13 protein-coding genes are annotated in these 11772 nt (G+C 67.1%); 1 reads left to right on the top strand and 12 read right to left on the bottom strand.

All coding sequences use genetic code 11. From position 1 onward, the window contains the following. Positions 1-112: 112 nt before the first annotated feature. On the top strand, positions 113-295 hold the full coding sequence (locus tag ACK4JY_RS05925) for a DUF3606 domain-containing protein (RefSeq protein WP_013269402.1): 183 nt from the start codon (positions 113-115) through the stop codon (positions 293-295). 27 nt (positions 296-322) lie between these two features. On the opposite strand, the gene lpdA is transcribed toward ACK4JY_RS05925, so the two are convergent. From lpdA to ACK4JY_RS05985, 12 genes are all read right to left on the bottom strand, one after another. Further along, positions 323-1726 (bottom strand): dihydrolipoyl dehydrogenase, encoded by a 1404-nt coding sequence (gene lpdA, locus ACK4JY_RS05930; protein ID WP_409603763.1) that lies wholly within the window; start codon positions 1724-1726, stop codon positions 323-325. Positions 1727-1729: 3 nt separating this feature from the next. Further along, on the bottom strand, positions 1730-2677 hold the full coding sequence (locus tag ACK4JY_RS05935; RefSeq protein ID WP_409603765.1) for a DUF3667 domain-containing protein: 948 nt from the start codon (positions 2675-2677) through the stop codon (positions 1730-1732). A gap of 4 nt (positions 2678-2681) precedes the next feature. Further along, entirely contained in the window at positions 2682-4025 is a 1344-nt protein-coding gene (locus ACK4JY_RS05940) for a pyruvate dehydrogenase complex dihydrolipoamide acetyltransferase (RefSeq protein ID WP_409603767.1), read from the bottom strand. Continuing rightward, complete coding sequence (locus ACK4JY_RS05945) at positions 4022-4324, bottom strand: DUF5076 domain-containing protein (RefSeq protein WP_409603769.1); 303 nt, start codon at positions 4322-4324, stop codon at positions 4022-4024. Before ACK4JY_RS05945 ends, ACK4JY_RS05940 begins: the two co-directional genes overlap by 4 nt. After that, positions 4321-5706 (bottom strand): pyruvate dehydrogenase complex E1 component subunit beta, encoded by a 1386-nt coding sequence (locus ACK4JY_RS05950; protein ID WP_409603771.1) that lies wholly within the window; start codon positions 5704-5706, stop codon positions 4321-4323. Before ACK4JY_RS05950 ends, ACK4JY_RS05945 begins: the two co-directional genes overlap by 4 nt. Next, a complete protein-coding gene (pdhA, locus tag ACK4JY_RS05955; protein ID WP_409603773.1) occupies positions 5703-6737 on the bottom strand; it encodes a pyruvate dehydrogenase (acetyl-transferring) E1 component subunit alpha in 1035 nt (344 codons plus the stop codon). The genes ACK4JY_RS05950 and pdhA overlap by 4 nt, the downstream gene beginning before the upstream one ends. Positions 6738-6849: 112 nt before the next feature. Further along, entirely contained in the window at positions 6850-7167 is a 318-nt protein-coding gene (locus ACK4JY_RS05960) for an FtsB family cell division protein (protein ID WP_409603974.1), read from the bottom strand. A 102-nt stretch (positions 7168-7269) separates the two neighbouring features. After that, positions 7270-8547 (bottom strand): phosphopyruvate hydratase, encoded by a 1278-nt coding sequence (gene eno / locus ACK4JY_RS05965; protein ID WP_409603775.1) that lies wholly within the window; start codon positions 8545-8547, stop codon positions 7270-7272. A 261-nt stretch (positions 8548-8808) separates the two neighbouring features. Further along, on the bottom strand, positions 8809-10140 hold the full coding sequence (locus tag ACK4JY_RS05970) for an MFS transporter (RefSeq protein WP_409603777.1): 1332 nt from the start codon (positions 10138-10140) through the stop codon (positions 8809-8811). Between the two features lie 97 nt (positions 10141-10237). Then, positions 10238-10852, bottom strand: coding sequence for a hypothetical protein (locus tag ACK4JY_RS05975; RefSeq protein WP_409603779.1), 615 nt, complete (start codon positions 10850-10852; stop codon positions 10238-10240). Between the two features lie 94 nt (positions 10853-10946). Further along, on the bottom strand, positions 10947-11129 hold the full coding sequence (gene rpmF, locus ACK4JY_RS05980; protein WP_409603780.1) for a 50S ribosomal protein L32: 183 nt from the start codon (positions 11127-11129) through the stop codon (positions 10947-10949). A gap of 114 nt (positions 11130-11243) precedes the next feature. Next, positions 11244-11759, bottom strand: a complete 516-nt coding sequence (locus tag ACK4JY_RS05985) for a GNAT family N-acetyltransferase (RefSeq protein ID WP_409603782.1) — start codon at positions 11757-11759, stop codon at positions 11244-11246. Positions 11760-11772 lie beyond the last annotated feature (13 nt).

Genomic DNA, 11772 nt, shown 5'->3' on the forward strand with positions numbered 1-11772 from the left:
CGGGAGGTCGTCCGTTTCGCATAATATATCTTAGGCGCAACATAGGTCTGGTTTCCGACCTCGCCATCCGGGGGCCCTCGGTCTAGGGATTGGCCTGGACAAGGAGCGACCCATGGCGGGCCTGAAGGACAAGCGTGGCTTCATCGACAAGGACCGGCTCGACCTGTCAGAGCGTCAGGCCGTCGAATACTGGATGAAGCGCTGGGGCGTCACCCGCGACCAGATCACCGCTGCGCACCGCAAGGCCGGTCGCATGGTCAAGGACATCGCCGCGGAGCTCGGCAAGAAGCGCTAGCGAGCCGCAGCCGCCGCCCTGCCTGCACTACAGGTGCAGCACCCGCCCGTAGGCGTCCAGCGATGCCTCATGCATGGCTTCCGACATCGTCGGGTGCGGATAGACGATGCCGTGGATGTCCTCCTCCGTTGCCTCCATGGCGATGGCGGTGACGAATCCCTGGATCATCTCGGTGACCTCGGCGCCAATCATATGGGCCCCGATCAGGGCCCCGGTCTTCGCATCGAAGATCACCTTGACGAAGCCTTCGATCTCGCCGGCGGCCACGGCTTTTCCGTTCACCCGGAACGGGAACCGGCCAATCCTGACCTCGCGTTTCGCCTCGCGGGCCCCCTGCTCTGTGATCCCGACCGAGGCCACCTGCGGCTGGGCGTAGGTGCAGCCGGCGATCGGCGAATGGACGTTCGGGGTCTTGTAGGCGGCGATGTGCTCGGCGGCGTGGATGCCCTCGTGCGAGGCCTTGTGCGCCAGCCACGGCGCGCCGGCGCAGTCACCGATGGCGTACAGCCCCTTCACATTGGTCTGGCAGTGACCGTCGATGGTGATGTGGCCGCGCTCCATGTTGACACCCAGCGCCTCGAGACCGATGCCGTCGGTGTTGGCGGTGATGCCGACCGCCGAGATGCAGACTTCAGCCTCCAGGGTCTCGGCCTTGCCGCCGGCCTCGATGGCGACCTGGACCCCCTTCCCGCCCCTGGACACCTTGGTGACCTTGCAGCCGGTGCGGAATTTCAGACCACGCTTCTCAAACGCCTTCTGGGCGGCCTTTGAGACCTCTTCGTCCTCGACCGGCATGATCCTGTCGACCGCTTCCACGATCGTAACATCCGCTCCCAACGCACGGTAAAAACTTCCGAATTCGACGCCGATGGCGCCCGATCCGATGACCACGATCGACTCCGGCATCCGCTTCGGCGCCATGGCCTCGCGATAGGCCCAGATGCGATCGCCGTCGGCCTCGAGCCCGATCTGCGGGATGGCTTTGGCGCGCGCGCCCACCGCCAGAATGACCGCCCGGGCCTCCACTGTCCGCGTGCCGCCCGCCCTCAGGTCGACGACCACCTTGGGGGCCTGGGCGCCCTTCTCCAGCTTCGCGGTCCCCTCGATCACCTCGATCTTGTTCTTCTTCATCAGGAAGGTGACGCCCTTGTTCATGGTGGCGGCGACGCCCCGGGAACGCTGGATGATGGCGTCGAAGTCAAAGCCGGCGTTGTCGGCCGACAGGCCGTACTCCTTGAGGTGCGACAGGCTCTCGTACTTCTCGCCCGACTTCAGCAGGGCCTTGGTCGGGATACAACCCCAGTTCAGGCAGATGCCGCCGAGGCTCTCGCGCTCGACGATGGCGACCTTCTGGCCCAGTTGGCTGGCGCGGATGGCGGCCACATAGCCGCCGGGCCCGGAACCGATAACGACCAGATCGAACTCAGCCATGGGTCACTCCTCAAACCAGTAGGACAGCGGCACGTGCTCCGACGCCTGCCACATGGCGAAAGCGATGATGAGCGGCAGCCAGAGCAGAAATAGATAGGCCAGATTGAGCGCGGCGCCCTTGAGCACCGCCCCTTTCCAGGAGGAGCCGTAATAGCCCCGCAAGCCACGGGTGATCCACACCTGATACAGCGCGAACGCCAGCAACAGCCCGTGGCCGACGCCGAGGAAGTTCCAGATCGCGCCGAGCACCAGCAGGATGAACATCAGGCTGTGCGCCCACAACGAGAAGATCACATGCTCGATCAACAACCGCCCGCGTGCATACAGAGGCCACAGCAACAGGGCGTAGACCGGCATCAGCAGCCAGAGCGCGCGCGGCATCCAGGTGGCGATTTCGTTGTTTACGGACGCCGGGTTCTGGATGAACTCGCGCAAGACAATGACGGATGACCGGTCGAAGTCATCCGCGCCCTCCTGCTGTCGCGACGCGGCCTCGAGTGCAGCGAGTATCTCGGAATCCGGCGCTTCGTTCGTTGGCCGCTGCAGCCAGTAGGGCAGGCCATGGAAACCACCGGCGAAGATTTCGTCGTTGGCGATCCGGACCCAGGGGTCGCCGGTCTTCTCGATCCGCACCTGCAACATGACGACGCCCGTCAGGCCCATGAACAGGAAGAAGATCAGCGAGGCCGTGACGTACAGTTTGACCGGGGAAAGGAAGCGGGACCGGTCTCCGTCCATGTGCGCGCGCGGCACTGCCCCGGGCGTCAGCAGCATGGATTTCAGCGTCACCGGCAGCGCCGTGGTGAACGAGAAGACGTTGTCCAGCAGGTCATCGGCAAGATCGCGCAGCCGCCGCGGCGGCGGGCGGCTGTCGTGGCCGCACAGGTGACAGAAGCGCCCGTGCAGGGAGGCGCTGCAATCCGCACAGCGATCAGCGCCCTCCCCCGTCATGGCGTCAGGCCAGCATCGTCACCGGGTCTTCGATCATCGCCTTGAACACCTGCAGGAAGCGCGCGCCGATGGCGCCGTCGACCACGCGGTGATCGCAGGTCAGGGTGACGGTCATCACCGTCGCGACGGCCAGCTGGCCATCCTTGACCACGGGGCGGGGGCCCCCTGCCCCGACGCTCATGATCGCGCCCTGGGGCTCGTTGATGATCGAGGCGAAGGACTCGATCCCGAACATGCCCAGATTGGAGACCGAGAAGGTGCCGCCCTGGAACTCCTCGGGCTTCAGCTTGCGGTCGCGGGCGCGTTTGGCCAGGTCCTTGGACTCGGTGGCGATCTGCGACAGGGACTTGGTCTCGGCCTTACGGATGATCGGGGTGATGAGACCACCGTCGATGGCCACCGCCATGGCCACGTCGGCATTGTGGTGCAGGGCGATGCCCTCCGGCGAATAGCTGGCGTTGGCCTCCGGCACGGCCTTCAGGGCCATGGCCGAGGCCTTGATGATGAAATCGTTGACCGAGACCTTGATCCCGTCCTTCTCCAGCATGGCGTTGACGCGGGCGCGCGAGGCCAGCAGGCCGTCGATCTCGCAGTCGATGTTGAGCGGGAAATGCGGCACGTCGCGGAAGCTGTCGGTCAGGCGCCGGGCGATGGCCTTACGCATGCCGTCCAGCGGCACGAGATCGTAGCTGCCGTCCGGGATGCCCATCTGGGCCAGCGACTGGACCTTGCGCGGCTCGCCCGCGGCCGTCGGGGCGGCGGCGGGTTTGGCCACGCCCTTCTCCGCGCCTTCGACATCGCGCCTGACGATCCGGCCGTGCGGGCCCGTGCCCTTGACCGTGGACAGGTCGATACCGCTCTGGGCCGCGATGCGGCGGGCCAGCGGCGAGGCGAAGACACGGGAGCCGCCCGAGACGGCGCGTGCCGGGGCGTCGGGCAGGATGGCCTCGACCGACTTCACGCCGTCAGGTGTCGCCACGCCCTGACCGCTGGCATGTCCACCGGGTGGCGGCGTGTCGGCGCGCGCCCCTCCAGCAGCCCTCGGCTGGTCCCCCGCCCCGCTGGCGGGGGGAGAAGACTTGGCCGCGGGAGCGGCGGTCGCCGCGCCGCCCTCGTCCTTCAGTCGGGCGATCGGCGTGTTGACCTTCACGCCCTCGGAGCCCTCGGCAACGAGGATGTCGGTGACCTCGCCCTCGTCGACCGCCTCGACCTCCATGGTCGCCTTGTCGGTCTCGATCTCGGCGATCACGTCGCCGGCCTTGACCACGTCGCCGACCTTGACGTGCCATTTGGTGAGGACGCCCTCTTCCATGGTGGGCGACAGGGCGGGCATCAAAATATCGGTCATCGGGCGGTCCCCTGCTGCTCCGCGGCGTCGCCGTTGGCATGGCCCTCGAGCCAGCCGCGCTTGAGGGCTTCAAGCGCCTGACGCTGGGTCAGGCCGCCCTTCTGTTCGTAGGCATAGGCGAAATGCCAGCACAGTTCAGCCAGCATCATCCCCATGGCCCGGGGGTCGTCATAGGCCGCGCGCACCATGATCGCCGGCCCGTTGGGCGACAGCCAGACCCGGGCGAGCTCGAGAACCGAGCCGTCAGCGGGGGCCGTTTCAACTCCAGCCGGCTCCGGCAGGGCGTATGGATGGCTCATGCCATCACCCGCTTCACCGCCTTGACGATCTTGTCCACGCCGGGAAGCGACAGGGCTTCCAGATTGGCTGCGTAAGGGAGCGGCACGTCCTCCTGGTGCACCCGCAGGGGCGGCGCATCGAGGTAGTCGAAGGCGTGTTCGATGACCCGGGCCACAACCTCGGCGCCGACGCCCATCGGGCCCCAGCCTTCCTCGGCCGAGACCAGACGGCTGGTCTTCTTCACGCTCTCGACGATGGTCTCGTGGTCAAGGGGACGCAAGGTCCGCAGGTCGACGACCTCGCAGCTGATCCCCTCCCCGGCCAGCTGCTCCGCGGCTTGCAGGGCGAAACCGACCAAGCGGCTGTGGGCGGTGATGGTGACGTCGGTCCCCTCGCGGCGGACCTTGGCCTTGCCGATCGGCACCAGATAGTCCTCGACCTCGGGCACATCGAACTCCAGCCCGTACATCATCTCGTGCTCGAGGAAGACGACGGGGTTAGGGTCGCGGATGGCCGACTTCAGCAGTCCCTTGGCATCGGCCGCGTCATAGGGGGCGATGACCTTCAGGCCGGGAACCTGGGCGTACCAGGCCGAATAGTCCTGGCTGTGCTGGGCCCCGACGCGGCTGGCGGCGCCGTTGGGGCCGCGGAAGACAATGCCGGCGCGGATTTGGCCGCCCGACATGTACAGGGTCTTGGCCGCCGAGTTGATGATGTGGTCGATCGCCTGCATGGCGAAGTTGAAGGTCATGAACTCGACGATCGGCTTCAGGCCCGACATGGCGGCGCCGACGCCGAGGCCGGCGAAGCCGTGCTCGGTGATCGGGGTGTCGACGACCCGCTTGTCGCCGAACTCCTGAAGCAGTTCGCGGCTGACCTTGTAGGCGCCTTGGTACTGGGCGACCTCCTCGCCAATCAGGAAGACCTTGTCGTCGCGGCGCATCTCTTCGGCCATGGCGTCGCGCAGGGCGTCGCGGATGGTGGTCTTGACCAGTTTGGCGTCGGCGGGGATTTCCGGATCGCGCAGTTCGACCTTCGGGCTCGGGCTCTGGGCCGGGGCTTTTTCGGGATCGCCGGTCTTGCCTTCGGCCGTGGCCTTGGGCGCGTCGGTCTCGGCCTTCGCCGTCTCAGAACCGCTGGTGTTGACCGGAGCCGCGGCCCCGCCTTCGCCCGCCAGACGGGCGATTGGCGTATTGACCTTCACATTCTCGGAGCCCTCGGCAACGAGGATGTCGGTGACCTCGCCCTCGTCGACCGCCTCGACCTCCATGGTCGCCTTGTCGGTCTCGATCTCGGCGATGACGTCGCCGGCCTTGACCGTGTCACCCGCCTTGATGTGCCATTTGGTCAGCGTGCCCTCTTCCATCGTGGGCGACAGCGCCGGCATGAGAATGTCGGTCACGCTGAGGCCTCCACATAGACGTCGGTGTAGAGCTCGGACGGATCCGGCTCCGGGCTTTCCTGGGCGAACTGGACGGCCTCGGCGACGATGGTCTTGATCTCGGCGTCGATAGCCTTGAATTCGTCCTCGGTCGCCCCGGCCTGGTCGAGCAGCAGCTTGACGTGGTCGATCGGGTCGCGCGTCTTCTTGACCTCGTCGACCTCTTCCTTGGCGCGGTATTTGGCCGGATCGCTCATCGAGTGACCGCGATAGCGGTAGGTCTTCATCTCGAGGATGTAGGGGCCGCCGCCTTCGCGGGCGCGTTTCACGGCCTTGGCCACCGCGTCGCGCACGGCCAGAACATCCATGCCGTCAACCTGTTCGCCGGGGATGCCGAAGCTGGACCCGCGCTCGCTCAGCTGCGTCGTCGAGGACGAGCGTTCGATGCTCGTGCCCATGGCGTACTGGTTGTTCTCGATGATGTAGATGGCCGGCAGCTTCCATAGCTGGGCCATGTTGAAGCTCTCATAGACCTGGCCCTGATTGGCCGCGCCATCGCCGAAATAGATGAAGGCGACCGAGTCATCGCCACGGTAGCGGCCGGCGAAGGCCAGGCCGGTGCCGAGCGCGACCTGCGCGCCGACGATGCCGTGGCCGCCGTAGAAGCCGGTGGCGGTGTCGAACATGTGCATCGACCCGCCCTTGCCCTTGGACGAGCCGCCGATCCGGCCGGTCAGCTCGGCCATGACCTCTTTCGGATCCATGCCGGCGGTCAGCATGTGGCCGTGGTCGCGATAGCCGGTGATGATCTTGTCGTGGCCCTGGCGGACGCTCTCCTGCACCCCGACGGCGATCGCTTCCTGACCGATGTAGAGGTGGCAGAAGCCGCCGATCAGACCCATGCCGTACAGTTGGCCGGCGCGCTCCTCGAAGCGGCGGATCAGGACCATCTCGCGGTAGAAGCGCAGCAGGTCCTCTTTCGAGGCCGTCGGCGTGTTGGGCAGGTTTGTCGCCTTGCTGGAATCAGCTTTGGCGGCGGGGGCTTTCGCCATCCGTCATCTCCCGGCTGGGCCCCGGTTCAGAGCCTCTTGTCGTTACGGAAAGGGGGTTTAGCAGCCTTCGTTCCTGAAACGCAAAGTGCGCCGGTCAGGCTGTAACCAAAGTTCACGCGCGGGGCGCGGCCGGGTTTCCCGGAGCGGGTGCGGCGATCCGGATGACGTAGTCGCGGGGGTCGGAGAAGCCGAGCACCGCGCGGGCCCGTTCCTCCAGCAGATCGCGCGAGAGGCTGTCGGTGCGCAGGTATCGGACCCGGATTTCAAGGTCCCGGCGCTGCTCCAGAATTCCCGCGAGCTGGGCCTCGCGGCGCAGCAGCATGGCGTCACGGGCTCCACCGCTCAGCAGGCCGCGCTCGCCCGTCAGGGCCTGGACCCCGAGGTAGGCGATCAGCAGCAGCAGCATGGCTGACGGCAAATAGGGCTTCATCCGCTCGGGCACTGACGGACGCTCCTTCTGAGCGTGGACTCACAATCAACAAGTCCTGACCGAAAATGCCTAACAAACCGTAGCTTGACCGTAGGCCCTGGCCTATTTCAGCAGCATGCCGTCGCCGTAGTAGGCGCCCTGGTCTCCCAGCATTTCCTCGATGCGGAGCAGCTGGTTGTATTTGGCCGTGCGGTCCGAACGGGCGAGGGAGCCGGTCTTGATCTGTCCGCAGTTGGTGGCGACGGCCAAGTCGGCGATCGTCGAGTCCTCGGTCTCGCCCGAACGGTGGCTCATCACGGCGGTGTAGCCGGCCCGGTGGGCCATATCTACCGCATCAAGAGTCTCGGACAAGGTACCGATCTGATTGACTTTTACCAGAATCGAATTCGCCAGACCCTCGCCGATGCCGGCGGCCAGACGGGCCGGGTTGGTGACGAACAGATCGTCGCCGACGATCTGGATGCGATCGCCCAGCCGGTCGGTCAGCAGCTTCCAGCCGTCGAAATCATCCTCGGCGCAGCCGTCCTCGATCGAGACGATGGGGAAGCGCTCGCACAGGTCGGCGAGGTAGTTGACCATGGCGTCGGCCTCGAGCGTCTTGCCCTCCCCGGCCATGACGTACTTGCCGTCCTTGAAGAATTCGGTCGCGGCGACGTCGAGGCCGAGGTGGAAGTCCTCGCCGGCGAGGTAGCCGGCGGCCTGTCCGGCGCGGGTGATGAAGCTGAGCGCCTCTTCGGCCGAGGCCAGGTTGGGGGCGAAGCCGCCCTCATCGCCGACGTTGGTGTTGTGGCCGGCGTCCTTGAGCTGCTTCTTCAGGGCATGGAAGATCTCGGCGCCCATGCGCAGGGCCTCGGAGAAGCTGTCGGCGCCGGTCGGCAGGATCATGAACTCCTGGATGTCGATCGGATTGTCGGCATGGGCCCCGCCGTTGATGATGTTCATCATCGGCGTCGGCAGGATGCGGGCCGAGACGCCGCCCAGATAGCGGTACAGCGGCAGGCCCGAAGAGATGGCGCTGGCCTTGGCGCAGGCGAGGCTGACACCGAGAATGGCGTTGGCGCCCAGGCGGGCCTTGTTGGAGGTGCCGTCGAGCGAGATCAGGGCCTCGTCGATGCGGCGCTGGTCCTCGGCGTCCATGCCGCTGAGGGCGTCGAAGATCTCGCCATTGACGGCGTCGACCGCCTTGCCGACCCCCTTGCCGCCCCACAGGTCCTTGTCGCCGTCGCGCAGTTCCACCGCCTCGTGGGCGCCGGTCGAGGCGCCGGAGGGCACCGCCGCGCGACCGAAGCTGCCGTCATCGAGGATCACGTCGACCTCCACCGTCGGATTGCCGCGGCTGTCGAGGATCTGGCGGGCGACGATGTCGGCGATGTCGGTCATGGGGCGGCTCTGTCACGGAGGGGATGGATGGCGGGTTTAGCCCGCCCGGGCCGGGCGGGGCAAGGAAGAGGGCCCGGCGGCCCGGAGATTCCGCGTCGTGGAGACCCGGTGAAAGTGTCCATGTCCGAGGAAAATTCGTGGGACACTTTCGGACACTTCGGACATCTCGATCGGCTGGCGTGCGTGCTGAACTTGTCAAAGACCCGGCCCGGAGGTCACGAACCAGGAGAGCATGCGCCTGCGTCAAAATCGGACGTAGGTTCAGCCGGGATCCACGGCAGCGTCGGGCGACAGGCCGCGGGCGTAGGCGGCCGAGAGCTGGCGGTAGTATTTCGAGTTGAAGGCGAGGATCGTCACCACCACGCCGAACAGGCCCGCCAGGCAGAAGACCAGGGCGATGCCCCGCTCCGGCCCGCGCCCGAACCAGTCGCCGATCGCGTCGGCGCCGGCGCCGGTCGTCATGAAGGGGATGAAGACGAACTGGGTCAGGGGGGCGATCAGGAAGGCGGTCAGCGGCGAGGCCGCCTGTTCGACCGACTGGGCGAAGCCGAACACCCTGCCCTGCCGTTCGAACGGCACGACCTTCTGCAGGGTGGTGTGCTCGGCCGCCTCGGCCCACGGCCCGAGGAACATCCAGACGATGCAGCCCGCCGCCAGCAGGGGGATCGAGGACTGGACGGTGAAAACCGCCGCGGCGGTCCAGGCGATCAGGTTCGCCAGCAGCAGGGTGCGTACCGGATTGGGGCCGAGGCCGGTCCGGGCGATGACGATGCCGCTGAGGATGAAGGCGCAGGAGACGAGGGCCCACAGCAGGCCCCAGGCCTGGACCTCCATCAGCGACAGGCCATAGGCGTCCATCAGCGCCATGAAGACGCCGCCGAGGAAGTTGTTGAAACAGGCGAACAGGATCAGGGCGAACAGGCCGGGCACGGCCGCGATGACCCGGACGGTTCCGGCGATGTCGACGCGGCGGGGCGTCTCCGCCTCCCCCGGCGCAAGCCCGGGTCGCGGTTCGTCGAAGCGGACGAACAGCAGGTGCAGGAAGACCAGCGCCGTCAGGCCCATGGCGAAGGCCAGGGTGTAGAGCATGCCGCCCCAGGCCACGAGGAAGCCGCTGACGGCCGAGGTGGTCAGGAAGCCGATCCCGGTGACCATGCCGACCAGCCCGTTGGCGCGGTCACGCCGGTCCTCGGGGATCAGCAGGGTGACCAGCGTCGGCAGGGCGATGCTGCGGACATTGCCGGCGATGACCCCGGCCATGGCGAGGCCGACGAACAGCCAGAGCGGCGCCCCGGACACGTCGGCGAGGGCCGATTCGGGCAGGCTTTGGCGGATCGCCAGCGCCAGGCCGTAGAAGGCGAAGGAGACCAGGCTGGAGCCCAGCATGATGATCTTCTTGCGATGGTGGTCGACGAGACTGCCGAGCCAGAAGCCCAGCCCGGCCGTGAGCACCAGATAGAGGCCGGCGATCATGCCGGTGGCGAACACGGACCGGGTTTCGAGGAAGACCCAGAAGGTCAGGGCGAACCACACCGTGAAATTGGTGATGTTGGCGACCAGATTGTTCGCGAGCAGATGACGAAATGCTCTCATGGAACGACAGGGCCTCGACGGGCGGTCGAGGCCGCGCGGTCACGGAACAGGTTGAGAATCAGGCCTCCCGGACGGCGCGCGCCCAGGAGGCCGGTTGTCAGGCGCAGCCTTCGACGTACTGGATGCTGGGGCCGCCGGCGGCGACGTGCTGGACCCGGCCGTCGTTGCCGATGTGATAGTTGATCCCGCGGGCCGCCGGGTCCTGGACATAGCCCGTGCCGCCGCCGCTACTCCAGGCGGTGATGTATTCCGCCGGGGGCTCGCTGTATTTGTGCGGAGAGGCGGTCGCCGCCGCGCCATAGGCGGTCTTGATGGCGGCGGCTTCATCGCCGACGCCGAAGCCGCGGTCGGTCTTGAGCGTGGCCTCGCGGGCCAGCCAGATGCTGGTCAGGACGCCGTTCTCGACCATCACCGTCAGCCCTTCGGGAGCTCGTTCGGGATGGAAGGTGTCGCAGGAGGCCGGATCAGGTCCGCCGACCGCATTCGGGTTTGCGTCGGGGCCCAGCGCCGCCTCGACCTCCGCGCGCGTCATGCCGACGCGCAGGGGCCCCCAGCCTTCGGCCGTGACGGCGTTGGTCGTGGCGGGCGTAGCCGCGGGGGCCGCCGGCTGGGCCGGAGCGGCGGGCGGCGCCGCCGGAGCGGGCTCAGAGTCCGGCGCGCCACAGGCGGCCAGCATCAGAACGGCGGACGAGAGCAACAGGGGACGGATCATGGGGAGACTCCTCAAGTTCGGAGCATCAACGCACGAAAACGGCGCGCGGATAAACCGCGCGCCGTGAAACTTTTTCGACGGGCCGTGGAAAGACCTAGTCTTCCTTGGGCGTCAGGACCTGACGGCCGCGATAGGTGCCGGTCTTCAGGTCGATGTGGTGCGAGCGACGCAGCTCGCCCGTGTCCTTGTCCTCGGTGTGGGGGTTGGTCCCCAGCGAGTCGTGGGCGCGGCGCATGTTGCGACGCGAGGGCGATACTTTGCGCTTCGGAACGGCCATGTCCGTCTCAATCTTCTTAAGGTCGGGCGCTTGTGAAAGCGCGAAAACAACTGCGGCGGCCCTCGAAAGAGCCGCCACGTGAGGGCGGGCTTATGCCTGAACCCGTCAGGGAGTTCAAGTCCGCAGGCGCGCGGCGCGATCCGCTCGCGAGAGCCCGTAATACAGGCTGTCCTTCCACTCGCCGGCGATCTCCCATGTGCGCTCGGCGGAGCCGGTGCGGACGAAGCCGAGCCGCTCCAGCAGGCGAATCGACGCCGCGTTCTCCGGGTCGACATCGGCGATCAGGTCGTCGAGGTCGCGCGTGGCGAACACATGGTCGATCGCGGCCGCCACCGCCTCGCCGGCGAACCCCTGTCCCCAGTGGTCCGGATGCAGGATGTAGCCGACCTCGGGGAGCTGGAAGAAGCCCGCCTTGCCGATGACGACGCCGTCGCGTTCGATGACGAAATCGGGCTGGTCGGGGCCGTTGGCGATCATGCCGCGCAGCCAGATCCGCGTCTGCTCCACGGTCTCGTGCGGCGGGGTTGACCACCAGCGGGTGGCGCGCGGGTCCGACAGGACGGCGTGCATCGCCGCCAGATCGTCCGGGCGCGCGGACCGCAGGGTCAGCCGGGGCGTGAGGATCTCCATGGCCCGCGATTGC

The organism is Brevundimonas sp. (assembly GCF_046295595.1).
Taxonomy (GTDB): Bacteria; Pseudomonadota; Alphaproteobacteria; order Caulobacterales; family Caulobacteraceae; genus Brevundimonas.